The organism is Bradyrhizobium sp. Kon56 (assembly GCF_055807635.1).
Window position 1 is genome coordinate 377,850 of record NZ_JBVVOU010000002.1, and the last position, 26,321, is coordinate 404,170.

21 protein-coding genes are annotated in these 26,321 nt (G+C 65.5%); 9 read left to right on the forward strand and 12 right to left on the reverse strand.

The genetic code is table 11. The annotated features are described in order from the left end of the window. Positions 1-261: 261 nt before the first annotated feature. The 9 genes from sppA (at position 262) to AC0L3B_RS04980 (ending at position 8,163) form a co-directional block, all read left to right on the forward strand. Complete coding sequence (gene sppA, locus AC0L3B_RS04940; protein WP_018455760.1) at positions 262-1,242, forward strand: signal peptide peptidase SppA; 981 nt, start codon at positions 262-264, stop codon at positions 1,240-1,242. A gap of 172 nt (positions 1,243-1,414) precedes the next feature. Further along, positions 1,415-1,720 (forward strand): integration host factor subunit beta, encoded by a 306-nt coding sequence (locus tag AC0L3B_RS04945; RefSeq protein ID WP_007598410.1) that lies wholly within the window; start codon positions 1,415-1,417, stop codon positions 1,718-1,720. Between the two features lie 71 nt (positions 1,721-1,791). After that, entirely contained in the window at positions 1,792-2,184 is a 393-nt protein-coding gene (locus AC0L3B_RS04950; RefSeq protein ID WP_204513028.1) for a lipopolysaccharide assembly protein LapA domain-containing protein, read from the forward strand. Positions 2,185-2,266: 82 nt separating this feature from the next. Then, positions 2,267-2,938: a phosphoribosylanthranilate isomerase gene (locus tag AC0L3B_RS04955; RefSeq protein ID WP_018455762.1), complete on the forward strand. Its 672-nt coding sequence runs from the start codon at positions 2,267-2,269 to the stop codon at positions 2,936-2,938. Then, on the forward strand, positions 2,935-4,152 hold the full coding sequence (gene trpB, locus AC0L3B_RS04960) for a tryptophan synthase subunit beta (RefSeq protein WP_018455763.1): 1,218 nt from the start codon (positions 2,935-2,937) through the stop codon (positions 4,150-4,152). The genes AC0L3B_RS04955 and trpB overlap by 4 nt, the downstream gene beginning before the upstream one ends. After that, a complete protein-coding gene (gene trpA / locus AC0L3B_RS04965) occupies positions 4,149-4,985 on the forward strand; it encodes a tryptophan synthase subunit alpha (protein WP_018455764.1) in 837 nt (278 codons plus the stop codon). The genes trpB and trpA overlap by 4 nt, the downstream gene beginning before the upstream one ends. A 124-nt stretch (positions 4,986-5,109) precedes the next feature. Next, on the forward strand, positions 5,110-6,051 hold the full coding sequence (gene accD, locus AC0L3B_RS04970) for an acetyl-CoA carboxylase, carboxyltransferase subunit beta (RefSeq protein WP_085362028.1): 942 nt from the start codon (positions 5,110-5,112) through the stop codon (positions 6,049-6,051). Then, positions 6,048-7,391: a bifunctional folylpolyglutamate synthase/dihydrofolate synthase gene (locus AC0L3B_RS04975; RefSeq protein WP_473380095.1), complete on the forward strand. Its 1,344-nt coding sequence runs from the start codon at positions 6,048-6,050 to the stop codon at positions 7,389-7,391. The genes accD and AC0L3B_RS04975 overlap by 4 nt, the downstream gene beginning before the upstream one ends. A 31-nt stretch (positions 7,392-7,422) precedes the next feature. After that, positions 7,423-8,163, forward strand: coding sequence for a metallophosphoesterase family protein (locus AC0L3B_RS04980; protein ID WP_473380096.1), 741 nt, complete (start codon positions 7,423-7,425; stop codon positions 8,161-8,163). A gap of 9 nt (positions 8,164-8,172) precedes the next feature. On the opposite strand, the gene AC0L3B_RS04985 is transcribed toward AC0L3B_RS04980, so the two are convergent. The 12 genes from AC0L3B_RS04985 to ubiE all read right to left on the reverse strand — a co-directional run bounded on the left by AC0L3B_RS04985 (position 8,173) and on the right by ubiE (position 26,314). After that, complete coding sequence (locus AC0L3B_RS04985; protein ID WP_473380134.1) at positions 8,173-9,186, reverse strand: ATP-dependent DNA ligase; 1,014 nt, start codon at positions 9,184-9,186, stop codon at positions 8,173-8,175. 145 nt (positions 9,187-9,331) lie between these two features. Then, positions 9,332-9,652 (reverse strand): thioredoxin, encoded by a 321-nt coding sequence (trxA, locus tag AC0L3B_RS04990; RefSeq protein ID WP_007598398.1) that lies wholly within the window; start codon positions 9,650-9,652, stop codon positions 9,332-9,334. A gap of 62 nt (positions 9,653-9,714) precedes the next feature. Further along, positions 9,715-13,224 carry a double-strand break repair helicase AddA gene (gene addA, locus AC0L3B_RS04995; RefSeq protein ID WP_473380097.1) on the reverse strand — a complete coding sequence of 1,170 codons (3,510 nt, stop codon included), beginning with the start codon at positions 13,222-13,224 and terminating at the stop codon, positions 9,715-9,717. After that, positions 13,218-16,364 carry a double-strand break repair protein AddB gene (gene addB, locus AC0L3B_RS05000; RefSeq protein ID WP_473380098.1) on the reverse strand — a complete coding sequence of 1,049 codons (3,147 nt, stop codon included), beginning with the start codon at positions 16,362-16,364 and terminating at the stop codon, positions 13,218-13,220. Before addB ends, addA begins: the two co-directional genes overlap by 7 nt. Before the next feature lie 127 nt (positions 16,365-16,491). Beyond that, positions 16,492-17,214 (reverse strand): nucleotidyltransferase family protein, encoded by a 723-nt coding sequence (locus tag AC0L3B_RS05005; protein ID WP_018455770.1) that lies wholly within the window; start codon positions 17,212-17,214, stop codon positions 16,492-16,494. A 124-nt stretch (positions 17,215-17,338) separates the two neighbouring features. Next, positions 17,339-17,656, reverse strand: a complete 318-nt coding sequence (locus tag AC0L3B_RS05010; RefSeq protein ID WP_018455771.1) for a PilZ domain-containing protein — start codon at positions 17,654-17,656, stop codon at positions 17,339-17,341. Between the two features lie 129 nt (positions 17,657-17,785). Further along, positions 17,786-19,330, reverse strand: a complete 1,545-nt coding sequence (tsaE, locus tag AC0L3B_RS05015; protein WP_473380099.1) for a tRNA (adenosine(37)-N6)-threonylcarbamoyltransferase complex ATPase subunit type 1 TsaE — start codon at positions 19,328-19,330, stop codon at positions 17,786-17,788. Then, positions 19,327-21,831 carry a sensor histidine kinase gene (locus AC0L3B_RS05020; RefSeq protein ID WP_018455773.1) on the reverse strand — a complete coding sequence of 835 codons (2,505 nt, stop codon included), beginning with the start codon at positions 21,829-21,831 and terminating at the stop codon, positions 19,327-19,329. The genes tsaE and AC0L3B_RS05020 overlap by 4 nt, the downstream gene beginning before the upstream one ends. Positions 21,832-22,009: 178 nt before the next feature. Continuing rightward, entirely contained in the window at positions 22,010-22,468 is a 459-nt protein-coding gene (dut, locus tag AC0L3B_RS05025; RefSeq protein ID WP_018455774.1) for a dUTP diphosphatase, read from the reverse strand. Beyond that, positions 22,465-23,925: a bifunctional phosphopantothenoylcysteine decarboxylase/phosphopantothenate--cysteine ligase CoaBC gene (gene coaBC / locus AC0L3B_RS05030; protein WP_473380100.1), complete on the reverse strand. Its 1,461-nt coding sequence runs from the start codon at positions 23,923-23,925 to the stop codon at positions 22,465-22,467. Before coaBC ends, dut begins: the two co-directional genes overlap by 4 nt. 56 nt (positions 23,926-23,981) lie before the next feature. Continuing rightward, positions 23,982-25,556, reverse strand: coding sequence for a 2-polyprenylphenol 6-hydroxylase (gene ubiB / locus AC0L3B_RS05035; protein ID WP_026233022.1), 1,575 nt, complete (start codon positions 25,554-25,556; stop codon positions 23,982-23,984). Continuing rightward, the gene (gene ubiE / locus AC0L3B_RS05040) at positions 25,553-26,314 is read right to left on the reverse strand and encodes a bifunctional demethylmenaquinone methyltransferase/2-methoxy-6-polyprenyl-1,4-benzoquinol methylase UbiE (protein ID WP_085349891.1); all 762 of its coding nucleotides are present in this window, start codon (positions 26,312-26,314) and stop codon (positions 25,553-25,555) included. Before ubiE ends, ubiB begins: the two co-directional genes overlap by 4 nt. Positions 26,315-26,321 lie beyond the last annotated feature (7 nt).

A 26,321-nucleotide genomic window follows, 5' to 3' on the forward strand; every position in this document is an offset into this window, starting at 1 on the left:
AAACGCAGGTTTCACTGCATCAAAGCCCCGGCGCGAGCCGGGGCTTTTTTGTAGTGAGGTCGTCGCCCGGATGGGGCGAAGTGAAATCCGGGAAAGCCTCTCCGTGAGGCGAGAACCCCGGATTACGCTTGCGCTCCATCCGGGCTACGCGGCAGCCGGCCTTGTTTTCTTCTAATTGCGCCGCAATTGATGTATCCAGATAAGCCAATGGCGACGCTGCGACGGCACAACGCGCCTGGCCTTTCATTTGGAGATATTGAGATGTCACTCGATTCGGACATCATCGTCGATCGCCGCAGGATCCGCCGCAAGCTGACGTTCTGGCGCGTATTGGCCGCGCTGATCGCGATCGCGGCGATCGCAGGCTTCGCGCTGGTCGCGACGCCTGGTGCGCGCGGCACGTTCGCGTCCGCCGGCTCGATCGCGCGGGTCCAGATCGAGGGCCTGATCCGCAGCGATTCCGATCGCACCCAGGCGCTCGAGCGGCTGGAGAATTCGCAGGCCGCCGCCGTCATCGTTCACATCAATTCGCCGGGCGGCACCACCGCCGGCTCCGAGCAGCTCTATGATTCGCTTGTACGGTTGAAGGCAAAGAAGCCGCTCGTTGTCGTCGTCGAAGGCCTCGCCGCCTCCGGCGGCTACATCACCGCGATCGCCAGCGATCACATCATCGCCCAGCAGAGCTCGCTGGTCGGCTCGATCGGCGTGCTGTTCCAGTTTCCGAACGTCTCGGAGCTGTTGAAGACCGTCGGCGTCAAGGTCGAGGAGGTAAAGTCCACGCCGCTGAAGGCCGCGCCCAACGGTTTCGAGCCAACCAGCCCTGAGGCACGGGCGGCGCTCGATGCGTTGGTGAAGGATTCCTATGCCTGGTTCAAGGGATTGGTGAAGGAACGGCGTGGCATGGATGACACGCAGCTCGAGAAAGTGGTTGATGGCCGTGTCTTCACCGGACGCCAGGCCATCGATCTCAAGCTGATCGATCAGATCGGCGACGAGAAGACCGCCGTGACCTGGCTGGTCGAGCAGAAGGGCGTCAAGAAGGGGCTCTCCGTGCGCGATTACAAGCTGCAGCCGCGCTTCAGCGATCTGCCGTTCCTCAAGACGGCGGCCGCAGTAACGCTGGAAGCACTGGGTTTAGGCTCGATTGCGCATCAAATCGGACAAACCGGCGTCGCACAGGCGGTCGATCGGCTCGGAATGGATGGAATGCTCGCCTTGTGGCAGCCGGCGGCGTCGAACTGACCGGAACCGGGCGAGCCACAGAGGTTTTTCCCGTTCGGCGCGTGTAGGTCCAGCCCGCTTTTTCGGCATTTGTCACGTGTTTTCACGACGCTCAACCCTCATTTAGCGTCTTGACAGATCACGGTATTTTCACGGAAATGGTCGTCCGCACGCTCCCGGGTCCTATCTCTCGATGATCAAATCCGAACTTGTTCAGCGTATCGCCGAGCACAACCCGCATCTGTACCAGCGGGATGTCGAGAACATTGTGAATGCGATTCTCGAAGAGATCGTAGCGGCTCTCGCGCGCGGTGATCGCGTCGAGTTGCGCGGCTTCGGTGCCTTCTCGGTCAAGCATCGCCCTGCGCGCGCAGGGCGCAATCCGCGCACCGGCGCCCATGTGCCTGTCGATCAGAAGAGCGTTCCGTTCTTCAAGACCGGCAAGGAAATGCGCGAACGGCTGAATCGCGACCATCCGGATCCAGGCGCGCCAGACTGAGGTCCACCTCAGGGTTTCCCGCGGTCGCCAGTGATGCGGCCGCAACCTTGATTCAAGGCGAGCGAGCCGAGATGCGAAAATTCCTGAGCGCGCTGGTCGTGATTCCGCTGGGCCTGGTCCTGATGGTCTTTGCCGTCGCCAACCGGCATTTCGTCACGGTCTCGTTCGATCCCTTCGTTTCCAACGACCCGTCATTCTCGGCAACGCTGCCGCTGTTCCTGCTCCTGATCGTGGTGGCTGCGCTCGGGGTCCTCGTGGGCGGGTGTGCCGTCTGGTTCGGCCAGCGGCACTGGCGGCGTGCGGCGCGCCGGCATGACGCGGATGCCCGGGCCGCGCGAGGCGAGCTGGCTGATCTGCGGGCCCAGTCTGCCGCAGCAAGGCCTGAGTCCCAGCGCCTCCCCGTTCCCTCCGGTGTGGGGCTTTACGGGCCCGTCGGGCGAGACAAGCAGCGCGCGACGTTGTAGAAGCGGCCGCAACCGAAAAGCCCGTTTTCCGGCCGCGGACCCGCGGCCCTCCATTTGCTTTGAGCCCATATCCGTCGAGAACATGTCCTTGCTCGTCAAAATCTGCGGCCTGTCCACGCCCGAGACGCTCGAAACGGCGCTCGAGGCGGGTGCCGACATGGTGGGCTTTGTGTTCTTCCCGCCGTCGCCGCGGCATTTGTCGCTGGAAGCCGGCCGGGAGCTCGGCCGGCAGGTGAAGCGGCGCGCGCTCAAGGTCGCGCTCACCGTCGATGCCGACGATGCCACGCTCGACAACATCATGGACGCGCTGTCGCCGGACATTTTCCAGCTTCATGGCACGGAGAGCGTGGCCCGGCTGCGCGACATCAGGCAACGGGTCGGTCGTCCGGTGATGAAGGTCGTGCCGGTCGCAACGTCAGCCGATCTCGCCGTGCTGCCCGGTTACGCCGAGATAGCCGAACGCATCCTGTTCGATGCGCGCGCACCGAAGGACGCAACGCGGCCAGGCGGCCTCGGCGCACCATTCGATTGGCATCTGCTCGGAAACCTGGAGCTCGCGTTGCCGTATATGGTCTCGGGCGGCCTCAGCGCCGACAACGTCGCCGAAGCCGTTCGCGTCACCCGGGCCGGTGGCGTCGACGTCTCCTCCGGTGTCGAGAGCGCCCCGGGCGTGAAGGACCCCGAGATGATCAAGGCCTTCATTCGCGCCGCGCGCGCAAGCCAAGATGCAAGTCAAGAGTTGAGCGTCCGATGAATGTTGCAAAACCCAATTCCTATCGCAGCGGCCCCGACGAGCGCGGCCATTTCGGCATTTTCGGCGGACGCTTCGTTGCCGAAACCCTGATGCCGCTGATCCTCGATCTGGAGAAAGCCTACACCGAGGCCAAGGTCGATCCGGCCTTCCAGATCGAGATGAACGGCTATCTCAAGAATTATGTCGGCCGGCCCTCGCCGCTCTATTTCGCCGAGCGTCTGACCGAGCATCTGGGCGGCGCCAAGATCTACCTCAAGCGCGAAGAGCTCAACCACACCGGCTCGCACAAGGTGAACAACGTGCTCGGCCAGATCATGCTGGCGCGACGCATGGGCAAGAAGCGCATCATCGCCGAGACCGGCGCCGGCCAGCACGGTGTCGCCACCGCGACGCTGTGTGCGCGCTTTGGCCTCGAATGCATCGTCTATATGGGCGCCGTCGACGTCGAGCGGCAGCAGCCCAACGTCATCCGCATGGAGATGTTGGGCGCAACGGTCATTCCAGTGCAGTCGGGCACGCGCACGCTGAAGGATGCCATGAACGAGGCGCTGCGCGACTGGGTCACCAACGTGCACAACACCTTCTACTGCATCGGCACCGTCGCAGGGCCCCATCCCTATCCGACGCTGGTGCGCGACTTCCAGTCGATCATCGGCAACGAGACCAAGGTGCAGATGCAGGAGATCGAAGGCCGCCTGCCGGATTCGCTGGTCGCCTGCATCGGCGGCGGCTCCAACGCGATGGGCCTGTTTCATCCGTTCCTCGACGATTCCACCGTCGAGATCTTCGGCGTCGAAGCTGCGGGCCACGGACTGACGCAACTGCATGCGGCATCGATCGCCGGCGGCCGTCCGGGCGTGCTGCACGGCAACCGCACTTATCTGCTGATGGACGCCGACGGCCAGATCCAGGACGCGCATTCGATCTCCGCCGGCCTCGACTATCCCGGCATCGGCCCCGAGCATTCCTGGCTGCACGAGATCGGCCGCGTGAACTATCTCTCCGCGACCGACGACGAGGCGCTCGCAGCGTTCCAGCTGCTGTCAAAGCTGGAAGGCATCATCCCCGCGCTCGAACCGGCACATGCCATCGCCAAGGTGATGGAGCTCGCGCCGAAGCGGACCAAAGATCACCTGATGGTCGTCAACCTCTCCGGCCGCGGCGACAAGGACGTCCCGCAGGTCGGCGACATCCTGAGGGGCAAGAGCAAGTGACCACGCGTATCGACACCCGTTTCGCCGAGCTGAAGAAAGCCGGCCGCTCGGCCTTCGTGACTTATGTGATGGCCGGCGATCCCGATCTCACGACGTCGCTCAATATCGTCAAGGCGTTGCCCAAGGCAGGCGCCGACGTGATCGAACTCGGTATTCCCTTCACCGATCCGATGGCGGATGGTCCCTCGATTCAGGCTGCCGGTCTGCGCGCGCTCAAGAACGGGATGACGTTGAAGAAGACGCTGGAACTGGTGCGTGATTTCCGCAAGGACGACAACGTCACGCCGCTGGTGCTGATGGGCTATTACAATCCGATCTACATCTACGGCGTCGACAAGTTTTTGGTTGATGCCAAGACGGCCGGGGTCGACGGCCTGATCATCGTCGATCTGCCACCCGAGGAAGACGAGGAGCTCTGCATTCCCGCGCTGAAGGCGGGCCTGAACTTCATTCGCCTGGCGACCCCGACCACCGACGACAAGCGCCTGCCCGCGGTGCTCGCGAACACGTCAGGTTTTGTCTACTATGTCTCTATCGCCGGCATCACCGGCGCAGCGGCGGCGGACGCCAATGCCGTTGGCGACGCGGTCGCGCGCATCAAGCGGCATACCAAGCTCCCGATATGCGTCGGTTTCGGCATCCGCACGCCGGAGGCGGCGCGCGCCATTGCCGAAAAGGCCAATGGCTCGGTAGTCGGCACCGCGCTGGTCGATGCGCTCAAGAACAGCCTCGATGCGGAAGGGCGCGCGACGGCCAAAACCGTCAACGCCGTCGCCGAGCTGACGGCGGCACTGGCCCAGGGCGTCAAGGGCGCGCAACAGGCGGCGGAATAGGCCTTAATTCCGCTGCCAAGTCCGACGAGCAAGGCGGACGATACGGCGGCTTGCCGGGCCGGGTCCCGGCCGCCATATATCCCTTCAGGTGGTCCCCAGGCGGGATCGCACATCGGAGCAAACCATGAACTGGCTTACCAATGTGGTCCGGCCGAAGATCCGCAACATGCTGCGGCGGGAGACGCCGGAGAATCTGTGGATCAAGTGCCCGGATTCCGGACAGCTCGTGTTCTACAAGGACGTCGAGGCCAACCAGTTCGTCATCCCCGGCTCGAACTATCATATGCGCATGAATGCGGTGGCGCGTCTGAAGTCGATTTTCGACAATGAGACCTGGTACGACGTCGCGCTGCCTGACGTCACGCCCGATCCGCTCAAGTTCCGTGACGAGAAGAAGTACGTCGATCGCATCAAGGATGCCCGCGCGCGGACCAATCTGAACGACGCGATCAAGGTCGGCTACGGCAAGCTCGAAGGTGCCGCCGTCGTCGTCGCGGTGCAGGATTTCGACTTCATGGGCGGCTCGCTCGGCATGGCCGCGGGCGAAGCCATCGTGCGCGGGCTCGAGCTCGCGGTCGAGAAGAAGTCACCCTTCATCGTGTTCGCCGCCAGTGGTGGCGCGCGCATGCAGGAAGGCATCTTGTCGCTGATGCAGATGCCGCGCACCACGGTCGCGGTGCAGATGCTGCGTGAAGCAAAACAGCCCTACATCGTCGTGCTGACCAACCCGACCACCGGCGGCGTCACCGCGTCCTATGCGATGCTCGGCGACGTCCAGATCGCCGAACCGGGTGCGCTGATCGGCTTTGCCGGCGCGCGCGTGATCGAGCAGACCATCCGCGAAAAACTCCCCGAGGGTTTTCAGCGCGCCGAATACCTCAAGGAGCACGGCATGATCGACATGGTCGTGCACCGCCACGAATTGCGCCCGACCCTGGCGCGGCTCTGCCGACTGTTGACCAGGGCACCTGCGCTTGAGGCCGCATCACAGCCGGTACAGCCGGTCGTCAGTCCGGCGCAGATCGTATCGGCTCCCGAAACGGCGCCGGCCGCGCCGCACGCGTGAACGCTTCCTCTGACAGCGCAAAGCCGCCGCTCGACGAATTGATCGGGCGGCTGTCGGCCCTGCACCATAAACGCATCGATCTCGGGCTGGAGCGGATGCACCGCCTCCTCGAGCGGCTCGGTCACCCCGAGCGCAAGCTGCCGCCGGTGATCCACATCGCCGGGACCAATGGCAAGGGCTCGACGCTCGCTTATCTGCGCGCGACGCTGGAGGCCGCAGGCTTGCGCGTCCACGCCTACACTTCGCCCTATCTCGTTCGCATCAACGAATGTTTCCGGCTCGGCCGGGTCGGTGGCGGCGTGCTGGTCGGTGATGACGAGCTGCGCGCGGCGCTGGAAGAGGTCGAGCGTGTCAATGCCGGCGAGCCGGCCACGGTGTTCGAGCTCAAGACGGCCGCTGCATTTTATCTGTTCGCGCAGAACCCGGCCGATGTGGTTCTGCTGGAGGTCGGCCTTGGCGGCCGACTTGATTCAACCAATGTGGTTGACGCGCCGGCGGCCTGCGTGATCACGCCTGTCAGCATGGACCACATGGATTTGCTCGGTGACACCTTGACGTCGATCGCGGGCGAAAAGGCTGGGATCATCAAGCGTGGCGTGCCCGTGGTTTGCGCCGAGCAGCCGGCTGAGGCGATGGCCGTGATCGAGGCGCAGGCCAGGCGCATGCGCGCGCCATTGTTTGCCGCGGGCGAGAGCTGGCATGTCAATGTCGAGAACGGGCGGCTGGTTTATTCCGATGAGCGCGGCTTGATGGATCTCACAGCGCCGCGCCTGTTCGGCCGGCACCAGTTCGACAATGCCGGTCTCGCCATCGCGACGTTGCGGGCCACCAACGCCTTCAAGATCAACCAGGCGGCGTTCGAGGCGGGGATCGTCGGTGCGGAATGGCCGGCGCGGATGCAGCGCATCGCTTCGGGCGAGCTGCTCGCTCTCGGCCCGCAGGGCTCGGAGATCTGGCTCGACGGCGGCCACAATGCGGAAGGCGGCCGCGTCGCGGCGGCCGCGCTCGGCGATCTCGAAGAGCGGGTGTCGCGGCCGCTGGTCGTGATCGCGGGCATGATGGCCAACAAGGACGCGAAAGGCTTTCTCGCCAATTTCGCCGGTCTGACCCGTCACATCATCGCGGTGCCGATTCCCGACACCGACAACGCGATGCCGGTCGACCGCCTTACGGATGCCGCGCGCAGCCTCGGCATGCGCGTCGAGCCCGCGCCCGGCGTGGAGGCCGCACTGCGCACCTTGGCGAAGCTCGCCTACGAAGTGCCGCCGCGCATTCTGATCACCGGCTCGCTCTATCTCGCCGGCCACGTGCTCGCCATCAACGGCACGCCTCCTGTATAGTCTTCGCTCCATCCGAGCTACGGGAAGACCCATGCGTTTTGCCGCGATCGCCGACGTTCACGGAAACTACCTCGCGCTGGAAGCTGTGCTCGCCGACATCCGCGCGCAAGGCGTCTCCGAGATCGTCGATCTCGGCGACATGCTGAGCGGCCCGCTCGATGCGCGACGGACCATCGAGATCCTGATGAAGCTTGATGCCGTGCACGTGCTCGGCAATCATGACCGCTATCTGCTCGATCGTCCGCCGGAGAAGATGGGCTCGTGGGATCGTCCGGCCCATGCGGCACTCGATGCCGCGCAACTCGACTGGCTGCGCGCGCAGCCGATGACGCGCGTCTTTCGCGATCAGGTGTTCCTCTGCCACGCGACGCCCGACAATGACGAAGTCTATTGGCTCGATACCGTGCATCCCGACGGCGCGGTGGCGCTGTCGCCGCTCGATCGCATCGAGAAATTTGCGCAAGGCATCACGCAATCGCTGATCCTGTGCGCCCACACCCATCTCGCCCGTGCCGTGCGACTTCGCGACGGAAGGCTGATCGTCAATCCCGGCAGCGTGGGCGGCCCGGGCTTCCGTGACAAGCATCCGTTCCCGCATGTCGTCGAGGCCGGCACGCCGCACGCGCGCTATGCGATCCTTGAGCTAACCGATGGTGCCTGGCAGGTCACGTTCCGCCATGTGGTCTATGATCACGAGGCGATGGCCACGCTCGCTCGCCGCAACGGCCAGCCGGAGTTGGCGAACGCGCTGGCGACGGGATGGCTTGCCTAGCGGCTACGGCTACGGCTGTTTTAGCAGCTTCATCGGATCCACCGCCTTCTGCTTCAGCTGCTCGAAGCTGCATTGCCGCGGGGCCTTGTCGAGGCGCCAGCGCAGGATCGAGGTGCCGTGGCGAAAGCGGTCGCCGCTGAAATGATCGTAGCAGACCTCGATCACCAGCTTCGGCTTGAGCGGACACCATTTTGCCGAGCGCTCGGTGGACCAGCGGCTCGGCCCGCCCGGCGCGTTGCCGGTGAATCCGGGCTCGCCGATCAGCGTCTCCAGCCGATCGGTCAGATCGGGCTTTTCCGTCGCCTTGATCGCCGAGGTGAAGCCGACATGGTGCAGGAGACCTCCGTCATCATAGAGTCCGAGCAGCAGCGACCCCACTACCTTGCGGCCGGCGATCTTGTTGGTGGCATAGCGGAAACCGCCAATCACGCAATCGGCACTGCGGAATTTCTTGATCTTCTGCATGCCGTCGCGATTTCCCGCCTGGTAGGGCAGGTCGATGCGCTTGGCGATGACGCCGTCCGAGCCGCCGCCGGATTGCGCCAGCCATTTTTTCGCAATGGCGTAGCTCGTCGTCGCCGGTGAGAGGCGGAAGATGCTGCTTTTCAGATTGGCCTTGGCAAACGCTTCCAGCGCCGGTCGTCGTTCGCTCAGCGGCTGCTCGGCAAGCTGCTTCTCCCTGGCCGTCGCAAGCAGATCGAAAGCGAGATAGAGCGCCGGCGTCTCATCCGAGAGCTTCTTCACGCGGCTCGCCGCAGGGTGAATGCGCTGCAGCAGCGCGTCGAAGGAAAACCCCTTGTCGTGCGGCACGACGATCTCGCCGTCGAGCGTGAAGCGATCCGCCTTCAGCTTCAGCGCTGCGGCGACGATCTCGGGGAAATAGCGCGCGAGGTCTTCGCCGGATTTCGAGCGCAGATCAATGTTGCTGCCGTTGCGCGACAGCAGGCAGCGGAAGCCATCCCATTTCGGCTCGTATTGCCACTCCTTGCCGCGCGGGATCGCGTCGACCGAGCGCGCCTCCATCGCCACGAGGGGGTCCGACTTTCGCGCGCGTTTTGCGGGAGGAGGAGGCAACAGGCGGGACTCATCATACGCTGGACATGTCCCATCAACGCGAAACGGCCGGCTTTCGCCGGCCGTTTCCAAAAATAATCTTGCGCGCGGCGGATCAGACCGCGGAAGTGATCCACTGCTGCAGCTTCGCCTTCGGCGCCGCGCCGACCTGGCGGGAGGCCATCTCGCCGCCCTTGAAGATCATCAGGGTCGGGATCGACATCACGCCATATTTCGACGCGGTCTTCGGGCTCTCGTCGACGTTGAGCTTCACGATCTTGACCTTGTCGCCCATCGCGCCGGCGATCTCGTCGAGCGCGGGTGCGATCATGCGGCAGGGGCCGCACCATTCAGCCCAGAAATCGACGACCACGGGGCCGTTTGCCTTGAGCACTTCGGCTTCGAAATCGGTGTCAGAAACCTTACCAACGGCCATGGGAGTACCTCGTACCTGAGAGAACGGCGCGACGGGAATCGCGCCAAGATCATGGCGTCAACCTATGAATGGCTCCTTGCCGGGTCAAGGACGCTCACACCGAGATGAAGAGATGCCAGCGCCGCGTCCAGCGCGGGAGCCGAAATCTCCATATATTCAAGGGCCTCGGTCCAAAGCAGGACGGCGCGGACAGGCTTTTGGGGATAAAGCCGCGATAGCACCGCCCGATAGAGCGCAAGCTGCCGGACATAGGCGGCGGGCGCCGCATTGGCGCTCCTGGGAGCCGCCTGATTGGTCTTGAAATCGACGATCAGGACCTCATCCGGCCGAACGACCAACCGGTCGATCTGCCCCGACACCAGCGCCCGGGCGTGGCCCGGCCGTTCCAGCCGGCCGACGATCGCGACCTCCGCCCGGCTGCCGGCCGCAAACACGGGCGCAAACCGTGGCTCGGCGATCAAGCTGAGCACCTTGTCGGCCAGCGCGGTCCGGTCGGCCTCCGCCCAATCCGCCGCGTTGCGCGCCATGAAGCCGAGCGCGGCCTCGCGTCGGCGCTCAGTGGCGATGTCGGGGAGCGATTGCAATAGCCGGTGCACCAGCGTGCCGCGTTGCAGCGCGAGCGCGCGGGACTGCACTGATTCGCCCGACTGCACGGCGCGGCCGTCCCCGGACGGCTGGCCGGAGGGGCGCACCGGATCGTCGTCGATGGTGTCGCGCGGTGCCGGCGTCCGCAGCCAGTCCGGGAGCGCGGTCGCCTGGTCCAACGAGGCCGCGGGCGTGCCCAGCGCCACGACATCCTCCGGTCGGGAGAAGCGCGTCGCCTTTCCCAGCGGCGTCTCGATCGTCTCTTTCGTCAGGCCCGAGCCGGCGAGCCCGGTGTCGACCAGATCGTACCAGCTCAGCTTGCGAACCGTCTTCATGTTGCCGGGCATGCAGCCGCCGACGATGAGCCGGTCGGCGGCGCGCGTCATCGCGACGTAGAGCAGGCGGCGATATTCGTCCTCGGTCTCCTCGAGCATCGCCTTGCGCGCCTCGACGACGGGTTTGGGATCATCCGCCTTGCGTCCGGCCCAGACCACCACCTCGCCGCCATTGCCGCGCGGGACATGGATCAGCCGCAGCCGCTGCGAATCCGCTGGCGACGATGTAGTGTCGACCATGAACACGACCGAGGCCTCCAGGCCCTTGGCGCCGTGCACGGTCATCACCCGCACCTCATCGCGCGAGATCTCCATGTCGCGCTTCACCTCCGTATCGGCCGAGCGCAGCCAGGCCATGAAACCCTGCAGCGAGGCGGGCGCCTTGCGCTCGTAGTTCAGCGCCAGCTCCAGGAACTCATCGAGCGCGTCATTGGCCTCATGACCGAGCCGGCGCAGCATGCGCGCGCGTCCGCCGTCTCCCCCGAGCAACCAGGCGTAAAAGGCGAACGGCGTCTCCTCGCGCGCCCGCGTTTCGCAGGCTTCGAGGCCTCGCAACGCCGCAGCGAATGTCTCGCTTGTCGTGGCATGCTCGCCAAGCGCGCGGCGCAGCGATCCCTTGCGGTCATGGGCCAGCTGGAACAGATCGTCGTCATCGAGCCCGAACAGCGGGCTCTTCAGCGCGACCGCGAGCGCGAGATCGTCCTGCGGTAGCAGCAGCGCATCGGCAAGGTTCATCAGGTCGATGATTCCGATGTGCTCGGTGAGCTTGAGCCGATCGGCGCCCGCGACCGGAACGTTGGCATGCTTCAGCGCCTGGATCACGGCATCGAACGCATTGCCGCGCCGGCGCACCAGGATCAGCATGTCGCCATAGCGCAAGGGACGCCGCTCGCCTTCGTGCCCGGTCAGCGTGCCGCTCTCGACCAGCCGCTTGATCTCGGTTTGGATCCGGCGCGCGAGCTTCACCTCGGGGCTGGTGGCGGCGACGCCGTCGAACGGCGCGCGCCAGCCCTCGATTTCCTGCCTGTCGTCGGCTTCCGCAAGGTCCCACAGCTCGATCACGCTGGGGCCGGCATCGCCGAGTGCATTGTGCAGGGGATGACCGGTCTCGAGCGAATGGATGCTCTTGTAGATCGCGGGCTCGCGGAAGACGTGGTCGACCGAATGCAGGATCGCGGCGCCGGAGCGGAACGAATAGGTGAAGGCGACCGGATCGAATTTCAGTCCGGCCGCCGTGAACTTGCGGTGCAGTTCGCGCCGGCGTGCATCGAATTCCCGGGGCTGGGCGCCCTGGAACGAGAAGATCGACTGCTTCTCGTCGCCGACAGCGAAGACGGTGCGGTTCAGGCCCTCGCGCGCACCTTCGCCGGCGGTGAACTCCGAGATGATGTGCGCGACGATGTCCCACTGCCGCGGACTTGTGTCCTGGGCTTCGTCGATCAGCACGTGATCGACGCCGCGGTCGAGCTTGTAATGCACCCAGCCCGAGGAAACGCGATCGAGCATCGCCAGCGTCTTGTCGATGAGGTCGTCATAGTCAAGCAGCCCGCGCTCCTGCTTCTCGCGGCGGTAGTTTGCGGCAGCCGCGGTCGCGATATGCAGCAGGGCCGCGGTGCGGTCGCGCATGGTCACCGCACGGCGCGTCTCGACCAATCCGGCGACGCGCTGCGCCTCGTTCTCGAACAGGCGGGCGACGGACGGGTTGTGATCGCAAAACTTCTTGGTCAGCACCGCCTTGCGCGGCAGCTTTTCGTCGGTGAGGAAAACGCTGAGATAGGCATCGACCTGCGCGGCGCCGGAAAAGACCTTTGCCTCGCGAAGCCGGCAGGCCTGGTCGTTGTCGGACTTGCTGCCGTCCTCCAGCGCAAAGGCGATCTCGTCCCAGCGCGATCGCGGCAGGAACGGACCGTCGACAATCTCCGTCTCGACGTCCTCGATGCGATCGTTCGCGTCCACCCCCAGCGCCGCTGCCATCTGCACGTCAGCCAGCTCCGCGCTGCCGGCTTCATCGGTCCAGGCCATGAAGTGATCGCGGCTCAGGCAAGCCTCGCGCACCACCTCCTTGAAGGTGACATCGGCGGCGCTCGCCATCGCGGTCAGCAGCGCGCGGCCGGTCACGCTGTCTGGGTCGCGCGCGGCCTCCAGCAGCACCTTCAGATTGGCGCGTTCCATCATGTCGGTCTGGTCGCGCTCGTCGATCACGGCGAAGCGCGCGGGGACATTGGCCTCGAACGGAAACTGCTGGAGCAAACGCGTGCACAGCGCGTGGATGGTCTGCACCTTGAGCCCGCCCGGCGTCTCCAGCGCACAGGCGAACAGCTTTCGTGCGTCGCGCCGCAATTTTGCAGTGGGATGCGGGATGCCGACCGCGCGGATCGCCGCATCGAGTGCCGTGTCGTCGAGCGTCACCCAATGCCCGAGCGTGGTGAACACGCGCTCGGCCATGTTGGCGGCAGCCGCCTTGGTGAAGGTAATGCAGAGGATCTTTTCCGGCGGCACGCCCGCGAGCAGCAGGCGGATCACGCGCTGCACCAGCACATGCGTCTTGCCCGAGCCGGCATTGGCCGACACGAAGGCCGACGCGGACGGGTCCGATGCGCGCGCTTGCCTGGCGCGCACCTCATCCGGGATGGGGCGCGGTGCCTTCACCATTCCTCGATCCCCAATCCACCGGCCGCGGACCATTCCTTGATCCGGGCGAGATCGTCATAGGCGCCGTAGCGATTGGTCCACATCGGCAGGTTCAACGAGGTATAGGGCTGGTTCTCGTCCTCGAAGGCGCGGATCAGCGCCTCGAGCTTGGCCTTGGCCTCGGCAGCCGCGGTGTCCGGCGGCTGCGGCTCGTCGCCCTGCTTGAACTTGAGTTCGAGAATGCGTTCTTCGCCCGGCGGATTGTTGCCGCTCAGGCGAACATAGACGAGCTGGCTCACGGACGCGCCGGCATCGATGTCGGGAAAACCACCCTCGCGCAGGATCGCGGCTTCCAGCGTGAGCTGCGGCGACAGGCCCATGCGGACCTGCTTGCCGGTCGGTGGCTGGCCGGTCTTGTAGTCGAGGATGGCGTAGCCGCCGCCCCGGCGCCGTTCGATGCGGTCGGCGCGCGCGGAGAGACGGAAGCTGCGCCCATGGTCGAGCGGGATCGAGATCTCGCCGCGAGTTTCCGCGGCGATCGCCTCGATCGCGTCGCGCCGCGCCGTCTCCCATTCGCCGAACCAGCGTGCGATGCGCTGGAAGCGCGGCCACCACAGCGCCCGCGCCTCGGGTCGCTCCATCAGCGGCTCAAAGTATTTTTCGCCGATCGCGCGCAGCACGCGCGCCGGATCGTCGGGCAGATCGGTGGCGTAGCGTTCCGTGAACTCTCCGAGCGCATCGTGGATCGCCGAGCCGCGGTCGGCGGCCGACAGCGGCATGTCGACGGGATCGAGCGCGTCGAGCCGCAAAATGTGTTTTGCGTAGATCGTATAGGGATCGCGCAGCCAGTCCTCGATCCCAGTCACAGACATCCTGAGCGGCCGGGTCGCGCGTGGCGGTCGCGGCTCGGGCTGCTTGATCGGCCTCACCTCGTCGGGCTGGTCCAGCGCGGCTGCGAACTGCACGTATTTCTCGCCCGCGCGAATCGCGGCCTTCCAGTGCGCATCGCCCGCGACCGCCTTCAACCGGTGCAGGAAGCGCGAGGCAACCGCCGGGGCACCGCCAGCCTTGGCGGAGTGGGTGAGGATGACCTCGTCGCCGCCCAGCAGTTGCGCAAAATCATGCGCGGAGAGGCCGATACGGCGTTCCGGCAGATCGAGGCCCAGCTGGTGCCGCATCGGCCGGCTCAGCCACGGATCGATGCGCGGCGCCGGTGGCCAGACCCCCTCGATCAGCCCGCCGACGATGATGCGGTCGGCCTGCATCAGGCGTGATTCCAGCGGTCCGTAGATCTGGAGCCGCGCGCCTGGCCTGTCCCGCCGCCGCACCGCGCGATCGCTGAACGCGGTCTGGAACACGTCTGCGTAGTCGGGCAGCGTGACCATCAGTCCGCTGGTCGTGCCGCCGCGCAGGAGATCGTCGAAGGCGCTCGCGAGCGCGAGGCCCTCGCGGTCCTCGAAGGCCACGGAAATGCCCTGCTCGTCGCGCGACAGCTCGATCATGATCTCGCGATGCCGATGCGCGAGTTCGGCGAAGTCATACGGTTTTGATGACGCAAGACTCTCGATCGGCGCCAAGGCTTGTCGTAAGGGATCGATCAGCGCCTGGATGCGATCGAGGTCTTCCGCCTTGAGACGTGCGCGCGGCTCGGCCTTATGCAGCGCGGAGACTTCGCTGCGCCACAGCTTGGCCAGCTCCTCGCGAAAGCGATTGAATTCGCGCAAGAGGCCGGCGGTGCCTGCAGGCGGGCGCGTGCCGCGCAACAAGGCGAGCTCCAGGCCTTCGATCGCAGCCTTCCATGCGCCAGGGGCCCGGCCGAGCCGGCATAGCGGATGCTTCAACATTGCGAGCAGCGTCGGCGGCTCCAGTCCCTTGGTCGCAGCCTCAGCTGTCAGTCGGGCAAAGACGCCGGCGGAGGTTTCCATCAGGACGTCGCCGCCGGAATCGTCGAATGCGAGATCCCACCGGGTCAGCGCGGCCATCACCCGCCGCGCCAGGGCGCGATCGGGCGTGACAAGTGCGGCGGATTTGTCGAGGTGCCGCGCCTCGCGCATCGCAATGGCGATGGCGAGCGCTTCCATTTCAGGGTTGGGAGCTTCGACAACCGCGAGGTTCTTCATACCGCCGGTGATCTTTAAGGCCACATCCGGCTGCTTCAACCGATCGTGCCAGATCTCGGTCTTGGCCGATGGCCGCATCGATTCGGAGGCGAGCAGATCGCGACCGCCTTCCGCCGGAGGCTTGAGGATATCGACGTCGCTGCGCTTGATGCCAAAGCGATCCAGCAGCGCGTGCATGGCATATTGCGGATGGTTCGAGACCGGATGCTCCGCGAACTTGCCGAGCGCATCGCGGACGCCGCCGATGCTGCGCCAGGCATCGTCATCGAGATCAGTGTCGAGGCCGGGCAGCACCACGGCGCCATGCGGCAGCGAAGCGACTGCGTGGAGAAATCTTGCCGTGGCCGGCATCGAGCCGGTCGAACCGGCCGCGATCACGGGGCCATGGCGATGCACGGTCAGCCGCCTGGCTTCGGCATTGATCAGGAGGTCGCGGCGGGCAGCGGGTTCGATGCGTTTGATTTCGGCGAGATGACCGGGCCAGGCGATGCGCGCGATGCGCAGGAATTCGAGCGAATGCTGCCAGTAGCGGTCGAGCATATCGGGCACGAGGCCATCGAGCGCGCTCCAGTCGACGCCGCGCGTGACCATGTCGTCGATCAGCCGCGCGAGATCGGACGCCAGTGCCAGCGTCGACGCGGGGCCGCCGACGACCAGCGGAGACAGCACCGGACCCTTGGCCCAGGCCGCGACGAGTTGCGCCAGTGTCAGCCGCCGTTCGAGCTCGCCGAGCCGCGGCGGAATGTCGAGCGGCGTTGCGCCGGAAAACTGTTCGCCCTCATCGGCGAAAGCGAGCTCATCCTCGTCGATGTCGCCGAGCGCGACGATCCGCGGCAGCACGACAGCCTCCGCCTTCATCTCGTCGAGGAAGATCTCGCGGACGACGCGCATGGCGCGCCGTGTCGGCAGGTACAGCGTGGCATCCGCCAGCCGTGCCGGCTCCTTGCGTGCCTCAAAGCCCTCGACCAGCCGGCCGTCGAGCAAGCCTGAGACGACGGTGCGCAGGAACGGAACTGAGATGGGAACGCTGAAAACGCGCATGAGCTGCCTGATTCGGGAATCAGGCGCCAATATAGGGAGGCGGAGTCAAATGGTCATGGGCGGAGGTGGGATAGTCCCCGCTGTTTGCCGGACCAGAACAGGTGCCGTAGGGGACAATGGCGCAGCCCTACGCCACGCTCTCCAGAAACGCCTCTTCCGCCGCGTGCACGGCATCAGGCGTGCCGACATGCATCCAGACGCCGTCGAGGCGAAGGCCGAACAGCCGCTCCTGCTCGTTGGCACGATCGAACATCTTGGTCAGCGAGAACTCGCCCGCGGGGGCATCGGCGAAGATCGACGGCGACAAAATCGCAGCGCCGGCATAGACGAACGGAACGACCTCTTTTTCCTTGCGCTTGCGCAGGGCACCGTCGGCCAGCATGCCGTAATCGCCGCGGCCGCTATAGCCGATGCTGGTCGCCGTCGGCGCCATCAGCAGCAAAATGTCCATCCGCGCGGGATCAAAGTTTTCGGCGAGCCGCGTCAGGTTGGAGCGTACGCCGTCGATCCACAGCGTGTCGGAATTGACGTGAAAGAACGGTGCGTCCCCGAGCAGCGGCAGTGCCTTGACCACGCCGCCGCCGGTGCCGAGCACCTGGTCGCGCTCGTCCGAGATGGTCACGCGCGGATGCTGGCGGGATGCGGTGTGATCGATGATCTGGTCCGGCAGGTAATGCACGTTGACCACCGCCTCGCTCACGCCGGCCCGACCGAGCTTGTCGAGCACATGGTCGAGCAGCGGCTGGCCGGCCACCGGAACCATCGGTTTCGGCATCTTGTCCGTCAACGGACGCATGCGCAGGCCGAACCCTGCGGCGAGCACCATGGCTTTGGTCGGTTTGACGGGCATCCTTCGCTTTCTCAGACCTACTGATCTCGCGTTCGCAGCAATCCTAACATGAGGTTCGACCGACCGCACCGCGTCTTAACCGCCTTAACCACCTGCCGTGACGCTTGTACGACAGGTGTTGCCGTTACGCCCCGATGGACGTTGACCGCGCCTTTTTCTTCTTGTCACCGAGCTTGAGAAAGTTGACGCCGATCTGGTCACCATTCACCCAGGCGAGCTCGCAGCGTCGGTACGCAAGTCCGGTGGACGACAGCAGCAGAAAAAACTCCTTCAGATGCAGGCCTTCGACTGAGCCGTCGATGGTCAATTTGGCGCCGCTGTCGGAGACGTCCTCCATGGTGCAATCGCGCCGCCAGGTGCCGTCGATACCCATCATCTGGGCCGCGATCCCGCGCTCGAAAACAACCCGGCTGTTGCCGCGCTGGTCCGTCTTCACCGCCATCTGCCCTGCTCCAGCCCCGTAATCATCCGGCTGCTCCGCCGCCAGATTACCGGCGTCTTGGCTAACAGCCGGTAAATCGAGCCCTGAATCAGCCTTTTCAGCCCCTACTAGCCTTTTCCGCCTTGGGCCTCAGCCTTGGGCCGGGCCTTGGGCCTGCCTTTGGGGCGGCGGGACGTTGGCGAGATACCAGTCGCGCAGATGGGCGAGCGCGGGATGCGCCAGGGAGCGCTGGAGATAGGTCCAGATCCGCGGCTGGTGACGCAGATAATGCGGCTTGCCGTCGCGGCGGTTGAGGCGGGCAAAGGTGCCGAGCAGACGCGTGTTCCGCTGCGCCGACATGATGGCGTAGAGCTCGGCGAAGCCGGCCGCATCGAAGCTCGCCTCGCTGGCGCGGCGCGCCTTGATGTAGCGCGACAGCAGCGTCAGCTCGATCGCCTCGGGCACGTCGATGCGGGCGTCCTGGAGCAGCGACACCACGTCGTAGGATTGCGGCCCCAGCACGGTGTCCTGGAAATCGATCAGGCCGACGCGTTCGATGCCGGTGCGATTGCCGAGCCAGATCAGGTTCGGCGAGTGATAATCACGGATGATCCAGGTCTTCGGCGACGCCTGCGCCTTCTGCAACAGCTCGCGCCACATCGCGAAAAATTCGGCGCGCTTCTCGTCGTCCAGCGGCGCGTTGCGATCAGGCAGGTACCATTCCGGCATCAAGCCGATTTCGATCAGCAGCGCCTCGGTATCGAAGACGGGAATGGCGTAGGTCTGCCCCCCGAGCGGCAGCGTTTCCGGCAGCGTCTTGCCGTGCAGCACGGCCAGCAAATCGGCCGCGGCTTCGTAGCGTTCGGGGATCGGGCGCGGCGGATCGCCCTCGATCACGCCTTCGGTCCCGAAGTCTTCGCTAATCAGGAATCCGTGGTCGAGGTCGGAATGATGGATCGCGGGCGCAGAGATTCCTCGCGCGCGCAGGCCCTCATCGATGGCGACGAAGGGTTTGATGTTTTCGGCGAGATGCACCGCGGCGCTGTAGGATTTTCCGTTGTACATGGCAGCACCATCGGGGCGCTGCGGCGAATTCATGAGGATGACGATCTCGTCGTCGCGCAGCAGCCGCGCATAGGAGCGGGTCGAGGCGTCGCCCGCCATGCGTTTGCGCGTTGCCTCCATGTAGCCGGATGAATCGAGGAATTCGCGCAGCGCCTGCAGCCGCGCGACGATGGCGGCAGCCTTGCCATGGCCGGTGATGTCGGCGGCGCGTGCATTCGAGCCCAGCGCCGGCCGGTGCGTCAGCGCGATGTCGATGCGGTCTTGAGGCATCGCCGACGGTGCGCGCTCCGGCCATTCGATCAGGACGAGGGTTGCTTCCGGCAGCGGCGCCAACCCGATCTCTTCGAGCTCGCTCTCGTCCTCGACGCGGTAGAGGTCGGCATGCATCACCGGGAACGGTGGCAGCTCGTAGCCCTGCACCAGCGTGAAGGTCGGGCTCGGCACTTCCAGTGCATCGTCACCGGCGAGGTAGCGGATCATGGCCCGCGCCGCCGCGGTCTTGCCGGCCCCGAGATCGCCGGTGAGCGTGATGACATCGCCGGGGCCGACCAGCAGCGCGAGGTCGGCCATCAGTTGCGCAGTGGCTGTCTCGTTGTGGAGCGCGACGGCGAATGTGGTTGGCGCAGTCATTCGGCGGCGTCGCGATGCGCCGCCTGGTCGGTCGGGAAGTCACAGATCACCACCGTGCCCCTGCCCACGATCGAATCCACCCGGATATTGCCGCCATGCAGCTCGACGAAGGAGCGCACCAGCGACAGGCCGAGCCCGGCGCCGCGATGACGCGAGCCCTGCGAGCGGCTTTCGAACCAGTTGAACACCTTGTCCTTCATGTCGGCAGGTATTCCAGGCCCGGAATCTGTCACAGTGAAGACCACACTGCGTTCGGTGCGGCGGGCGCTGATGCCGACGGTGGAATCCGGTGGAGAAAACCCGACGGCGTTGGCGAGGAGGTTATAGAGCACCTGCACCACGCGCTTCTCGTCGCCGGTGAAGCTGCCGACATCGGGCGCGATCTCGACCTTGAGGCGGATGCGGTCGGTGGCGAGCCGGTCCTGGAGACCCTCGGCGGCGAGCTCGATGGTCTTGCTGACGTCGACCGGACCGAGTTCCAGCTTCATGGCACCGGCGTCGATGGTGGCGAGATCCAGGATGTTGTTGGTCAGCGCCAGCAGCGCATTGGTCGATTTGGTGACGTAGTCGAGATATTCGGCCTGTTTCGGGGTCAGCGGCCCGGTCGAGGGATCGCTGAGGAAATGCGCAAAGCCGATGATGGTGGTGAGCGGCGAGCGCAGCTCGTAGGAGACGTGGTGGACGAAATCCACCTTCATCTGGTCGGCCGCCTCCAGCGCCTCGTTGCGCTCGCGCAGAGCGCGCTCGACGTTCTCGGTGTCGGTGATGTCCTGGAACGTCAGCATCGTGGCGCCGTCGTGCAGCGGCCGGATCATGCCGTCGAGCACGCTGCCGTCCTTGCGCTCAAGCTTCAGCGGAATGTCGGCGCGGCTCTCGATCGAGGTGACGGCCTCGCGGATCTGCCGCCAAACGATCGCGTCGTCGAACAGCTGATGGCACCAGCCCTCGACCGTCTGGATGTGCGGCTCGTCGCGCATGGCGTCAGCGGACAGCTTCCACATCCGGACGAACGCCGGGTTGAACAGCTGCGCCCTGCCATTGCTGCCGAACACCGCAACGCCCTCGGCGAGGCTATCCAGCGTCTCACGCTGGACCCGGATCATGCCGTCGAAGCGGCGGGCGAGCTCCAGGCTCTCGGTGACGTCGTCGAACAGATAGGTGACGCCGCCCTCGGGATTCGGCGTGGTGACGACGGAGAGCGCGCGCCCATCGGGCAGATACCAGGTGTCCTTGGCGGCCTCGACCGCCCGATAAGCCTCGTGCAGCTTGGCCTTCCAGGCGCGGAAGTCCGGCTGCTCCGGCAATTTGCGCGCGGCGCGAAGCTTGTCGAGCACGCTGGAATCATCGGGGTTGGCGTCGAGAAAGGTGCGGTCGAGGTCCCACAGCTGGCGGTAGGAATCATTGTAGAAGGCAAGCCGGCGCTGGCCGTCGAACACGGCAACGCCCGAGGAGAGCTGGTCCAGCGTACGGCGATGCGCCTCCGCCATCCGCACCAGCGCCGAGCTCAAGGCATCCGCCTCGCTGGCATCGATGGCAACGCCGACATTGCCGCCACCGACATTGACGGCGCGCACATCATAGATGCGCCGCTCGCCGCCGATCACGATCGGCAGCCGCGAGGTGAAATTGGCCGCTTCCTTCAGTCCCCGCTCCATCGCGGTGCGGTCGGCGCTGTCGAGCAGCTCGAGCTTGCGCTCCTGGGCGTCGGTGATGCTCGCCGCCTCGGTCGCACGGACATAGGCGGGATTGGCATAAGCCAGCGCGCCGTTCTCGCCCTTGGCCCAGATCGGCCAGGGGGCGGCGGTCGCGAAGCCGCGCAACATCTCCGTCTCGTCGGAAAGTGCCTTGTAACGCAGATTGGTCTCGGCCAGATCGCGGCGGAGCCCCGAGAGTTCGCGAATCCTGACGATGGCTTGGCCACCGATGGCGCGGCCGATGGCCTCGAGCGTGTGGCCATGCGCGGTGGTGAGCGTCAGCTGGAACCCGTCGCCGCGGTCGCGCAGCGCATCGACGGCGTGATCCATCTGCAGCGCCGGTTCCGGCGGCAACCAGGTTCCAAACGCGAGCACGCGCTGGGGAGAGGAGTCGCGCGGCAGCACCATGGAGATGTCACCGGAGATCTGCGCGCGATTGTCGCCGGCCGGCCAAGAGATCAGGATCTGCGGCTCGGCGAACAGCAATGCGCCGAAGCGGTCGGCCTGGAGCTGGAGTTCCCCGATCCGGGCGCGCAGCCGCGCCTCGTTCTTCGCCGTGCGCACGCGCGTGCGCATCAGGAGGATCGCGGCGACCACCGAGAAGCCGAGCAAGGCCAGCGCGGTGGCCAGCACCGCGAGCTCCTGCCGGTTGAAATCCAGCAACGTTGAGAGTGTGTCGACGAGGTCGGCGGCCTCAGCCGGCGCAGCCGGCAGCAGCGCCGCGAGAGCGCTTCCCAACAAGCCGTTGCGCACCAGCGATGTGCACGACAGCAGCGTCCGACGCATCGACACGATCACGCCTGACATAGTTGCCCCAAGATCGCACGAATTTGCGCGCGGCGACCCCCGTCGCGCGCGAATCAAACGACAATACCCTCACCGTGACTCCACCGGTAAGAGTCCAGATCGTGAACGCAACGGCGGTCCCAAAAAAATGCCGAAGGCGGTGTTCCAATTCGCGTAATTCCTCGGGTGATTCGGTGTGTTAGCGGCCGGTCGAGCCGAATCCGCTGGTCCCGCGATCGGTCGCGGACAATGTCGACACGGGAACCAGCGCGGCCTGCACCATTGGCGCAATCACCATCTGCGCGATGCGCTCGCCGCGCTTGACCACGAAGGCGGTCTGGCCGTGGTTGATCAGGATCACCTTGATCTCGCCGCGATAGTCCGCGTCGATCGTGCCCGGTGAGTTCAGCACGGTGACGCCGTGCTTGGCCGCAAGCCCGGAGCGCGGCCGCACCTGCGCCTCGTAGCCGGGCGGCAACGCGATCGCGAGTCCCGTCGGCACCAGCGCGTATTGGCCGGACGCGAGCGTCAGCGGCTCGTTCTCAGGCACCGCCGCCATCAGGTCGAGACCGGCGGCATCATTGGTCTGATAGGCCGGCAGCGGCAGCCCCTCCGCATGGGGCAGGCGTTGCAGTTCGACGGTGACTTTGGTGCTCAAGATGCGGGCTCCCGGGATTTGCCGGTCACGCTCTTTGCGATATGCGCGACCAATCGAATGGCGACCTGTTCCTTGGTCATCGCCGGCCAGGAATCAACTGCAATCTCGCCATCCTTCTCATCGTTCTTCTCACCGCTCTTGCTGATGAGGTGCACGGTGTTGCGGTCTCCGCCCATCACCCCGGTTGCGGGGGAGACGTCGTTGGCGACAATCCAGTCGCAGCCCTTGCGGGCAAGCTTCGACTTGGCGTTGTCGATGAGGTGCTCGGTCTCGGCGGCAAAGCCGATCACCAGTGGCGGCCGCTGGTCGGTCAGCTTGGAGATCGTCGCGAGGATGTCGGGGTTTTCGACCAGCTGGAGCGGCGGCATGCCGGCCGAAGTCTTCTTCAGCTTCTGCTCGCCTTCATTGGCGACCCGCCAGTCGGCGACGGCGGCGGCGAAGATCGCGATGTCAGCGGGGAGCGCGGCCTGCACCTGCTCCAGCATCTGCCGTGCCGATTCCACATGCTTGACTGTCACGCCCTGGGGATCGCTGAGATCGACCGGGCCGCTGACCAGGATTACCTCGGCGCCCGCGGCCTGTGCCGCGGCGGCGATCGCAAAGCCCTGCTTACCGGAGGATCGGTTGGCGATGTAGCGCACCGGATCGATCGGCTCGTGGGTCGGACCAGCCGTGATCAGCACGCGCTTGCCGGCGAGGGGGCGCGGCAACGGCGGCCGCAGCAGTCGCTCGGTGGCAGCCGCAATTTCGATCGCCTCGGACATGCGACCGATGCCGGCTTCACCGGCTTCCGCCATCTCGCCGGAATTCGGCCCGATCAGCATCACGCCGTCGCGTTGAAGTTGCGCGACGTTGCGCCGCGTCGCCGCGTTGTTCCACATCAGCGGGTTCATCGCCGGCGCGAGCAGGACCTTGCGGTTGGTCGCAAGCAGGATGGCGCTGGCGAGATCGTCGGCATGGCCGTTGGCCATCTTGGCCATCAAATCCGCGGTCGCAGGCGCCACCACGATCAGGTCGCACTCGCGCGCCAGCCGGATATGACCGGCGTCGAACTCGCTCTCGGGATCGAACAGGTCGGTGTGGACGCGCTCATGCGAGAGCGCGCTCACGGCCAATGCGGTGACGAATTGTTGCGCCGCCTTGGTCAGCACGCAGCGGACCTCGATCCGCCGCTCCTTGAGCCTGCGGATCAGGTCGAGCGATTTGTAGGCCGCGATCCCGCCGCCGATGATCAGGGTGACGTTGGCCTCGGGGAGGGCGCCGCTGCGCTGGGGCGTGGGGGTGGCGGAAGCCGCGGGCGGCGCCGTGAACGGCGTCAGGGGCTCCTCGCGGCCCTCGATCAGCTCGCCGAGGATGACCCGGACCTCTTCCTCGACCGACCTGCGGTTCCTGGCCGAGCGCAGCCTAAGGTAAGTTTTGATGCCTTCATCGAGCTTGCGAATGGTCAGGCTCGCCATGACGCCCCTCCAGCACAAATGATGGCGATGCTATCATTCGCATGATTGCACTGCAATCAAAGATTCCGGACGGCGATCAGGATGCCGATGAAGGTCGCGGCGATGATCCAGAGCGCCACGGTGCGCCAACGGTTCTTGCGGCCTTCGCTGCGGCCCATCGCCGCGATGCTCTCCGGCGACAGCCGGATGCCCTCCCGGGTCATGGTCTCCAGCTGTTCGAGCACCGTAACCGAGCGCGCGGCAATATCAGGCAGGCGCATCAGGATGCGCGCGAGATCGCCGGTGCCGGAGATCGCGCCCTGGACCCGGCCGATCGGACCGAGATTGCGCTCGATCCATTCCCGCACCACGGGGTCGGCGACCTTCCAGATGTCGAGCTTGGGATCGAAGCCGCGTGCCACGCCCTCGACCACCACCATTGTTTTCTGGAGCAGGATCAGCTCGGGCCGCGTGGTCATGTCGAACAGGCCGGTGACCTCGAGCAGCAGCGTCAGCAGCCGCGCCATCGAGATCTCTTCCGCCGTGCGGTTATGAATGGGCTCGCCGATGGCGCGGATCGCTTGCGCGAAGTTCTCGACCGAGTGATGCGCCGGGACGTAGCCTGCCTCGAAATGCACTTCCGCGACACGACGATAGTCGCGGGTGATGAAGCCGAGCAGGATTTCGGCAAGGAAGCGCCGCTCCTTCATGCCGAGCCGGCCCATGATGCCGAAATCAACCGCGACGAGGCGACCGGCGTCATCCAGGAACAGATTGCCCGGATGCATGTCGGCGTGGAAGAAGCCGTCGCGCAGCGCGTGGCGCAGGAAACTCTGAATCACCTTGCGGCCGAGATCGGGCAGGTCGACCTGCGACTCGGCCAGGCGCTTGTGATCGTTCAGCGCGATGCCGTCGATCCACTCCATCGTCAGCACGTTGTGCGTGGTGCGGTCCCAGTCCACGGTCGGTACGCGGAAATCAGGATCGTCGCGCGTGTTCTCCGCCATCTCCGACAGCGCCGCGGCCTCGAGGCGCAGGTCCATCTCCATCGCGACCGAGCGCGACATGGTGTTGATGACCTCGATGAGACGCAGGCGCCGCGCCTCGGACGAATAGGACTCGGCCTTGTATGCGACGAAGAAGAAGTCGGAGAGGTCGCGGCGGAAGCGTGCGGCCACGTTGGGGCGCAGCACTTTCACGGCGACTGCCTTGCGGATGCCATCGCGCAAGACTTCGCCGCGATGCACCTGTGCGATCGAGGCCGCTGCGACCGGCGCACTGAGGCTCGCGAATACGTCCGTCAGCGGACGCTCCAGCGACGTCGCGATCACGGCTTCCGCTTCGACTTGCGAAAACGGCGGCAGGCGATCCTGCAGGCTTTCCAGATCACGCGCCATGGCAACGCCGACGACATCGGGGCGCGTCGCCAGAAATTGCCCGAGCTTGAGATAGGCCGGGCCCATCCGGGTCAGCGCGCGCGACAGCCGAGGCCCGTCCTTAGGGCCGCCCCGTTCGACGATGCGCGCAAGCTTCAGCGCGAGCTGTCCGGGCGGCGGCACCAGGCTGGGATCGACGGCGCCGAACACGCCCTCGCGCGCGAATACGAACGCGGCGCGCATCAGGCGCGCACTATGGGTTATGGCAGAGATCACAAACGCCAGCCCGAATGCAGTGCGACGATGCCGCCGGACAATATCTGCCAGTTCACGCGGGCGAAGCCGGCATTACGGATCATATCGGCGAAGGCGTTGGGTCTTGGGAACTTGCGGATCGACTCGACCAAATATTGGTAGGACTCGGCGTCACCCGTGATCATGCGCCCGAGCGGCGGGATGACCTTGAACGAGAACAGGTCATAAAGACGATCGAGTCCGGGCATCTCGACGGTGGAGAATTCCAGACAGAGGAAGCGGCTGCCTGGCTTGAGCACGCGATAGGCCTCGGCCAGCGCGAGATCGATCCGAGGCACGTTGCGAATGCCGAAAGCGATTGTATATGCGTCGAAGCTGCGATCGGCGAAGGCGAGCGCTTCCGCATTGCCTTCGACGAAATCGACCTGGGTCTCGAGATGCCGCTTTGCGGCGCGCTCGCGGCCTACCTCCAGCATCCCGGAATTGATGTCGCAGACGGTGGCATGGAAGCCGGGGCCTGCGGCCTTGGCGGCGCGGAACGAGATGTCGCCGGTGCCGCCCGCAACGTCGAGCAGCGCGAACCGCCGGTCGCCTCGCGGCGGGTCGAGCGCGGTGATCATGATGTCCTTCCAGACCCGATGCAGGCCACCGGACATCAAATCGTTCATCAAATCATAGCGCGACGCCACGCTGTGAAACACATCGTTCACCAGCGTCTGCTTGTCGCCCAGGGGGACGTCCCTGAAGCCAAAATGCGTGGTTTCGCCCGGCCGATCCATTACTCTA

What these genes read in the sequence shown, in the direction of transcription:
- sppA (WP_018455760.1), top strand. Translation starts at nt 262, where the DNA reads ATGTCACTCGATTCGGACATCATCGTCGATCGCCGCAGGATCCGCCGC.
- AC0L3B_RS04945 (WP_007598410.1), top strand. Translation starts at nt 1,415, where the DNA reads ATGATCAAATCCGAACTTGTTCAGCGTATCGCCGAGCACAACCCGCAT.
- AC0L3B_RS04950 (WP_204513028.1), top strand. Translation starts at nt 1,792, where the DNA reads ATGCGAAAATTCCTGAGCGCGCTGGTCGTGATTCCGCTGGGCCTGGTC.
- AC0L3B_RS04955 (WP_018455762.1), top strand. Translation starts at nt 2,267, where the DNA reads ATGTCCTTGCTCGTCAAAATCTGCGGCCTGTCCACGCCCGAGACGCTC.
- trpB (WP_018455763.1), top strand. Translation starts at nt 2,935, where the DNA reads ATGAATGTTGCAAAACCCAATTCCTATCGCAGCGGCCCCGACGAGCGC.
- accD (WP_085362028.1), top strand. Translation starts at nt 5,110, where the DNA reads ATGAACTGGCTTACCAATGTGGTCCGGCCGAAGATCCGCAACATGCTG.
- AC0L3B_RS04980 (WP_473380096.1), top strand. Translation starts at nt 7,423, where the DNA reads ATGCGTTTTGCCGCGATCGCCGACGTTCACGGAAACTACCTCGCGCTG.
- AC0L3B_RS04985 (WP_473380134.1), bottom strand. Translation starts at nt 9,186, where the DNA reads ATGGAGGCGCGCTCGGTCGACGCGATCCCGCGCGGCAAGGAGTGGCAA.
- trxA (WP_007598398.1), bottom strand. Translation starts at nt 9,652, where the DNA reads ATGGCCGTTGGTAAGGTTTCTGACACCGATTTCGAAGCCGAAGTGCTC.
- addA (WP_473380097.1), bottom strand. Translation starts at nt 13,224, where the DNA reads ATGGTGAAGGCACCGCGCCCCATCCCGGATGAGGTGCGCGCCAGGCAA.
- addB (WP_473380098.1), bottom strand. Translation starts at nt 16,364, where the DNA reads ATGCGCGTTTTCAGCGTTCCCATCTCAGTTCCGTTCCTGCGCACCGTC.
- AC0L3B_RS05005 (WP_018455770.1), bottom strand. Translation starts at nt 17,214, where the DNA reads ATGCCCGTCAAACCGACCAAAGCCATGGTGCTCGCCGCAGGGTTCGGC.
- AC0L3B_RS05010 (WP_018455771.1), bottom strand. Translation starts at nt 17,656, where the DNA reads ATGGCGGTGAAGACGGACCAGCGCGGCAACAGCCGGGTTGTTTTCGAG.
- tsaE (WP_473380099.1), bottom strand. Translation starts at nt 19,330, where the DNA reads ATGACTGCGCCAACCACATTCGCCGTCGCGCTCCACAACGAGACAGCC.
- AC0L3B_RS05020 (WP_018455773.1), bottom strand. Translation starts at nt 21,831, where the DNA reads ATGTCAGGCGTGATCGTGTCGATGCGTCGGACGCTGCTGTCGTGCACA.
- coaBC (WP_473380100.1), bottom strand. Translation starts at nt 23,925, where the DNA reads ATGGCGAGCCTGACCATTCGCAAGCTCGATGAAGGCATCAAAACTTAC.
- ubiE (WP_085349891.1), bottom strand. Translation starts at nt 26,314, where the DNA reads ATGGATCGGCCGGGCGAAACCACGCATTTTGGCTTCAGGGACGTCCCC.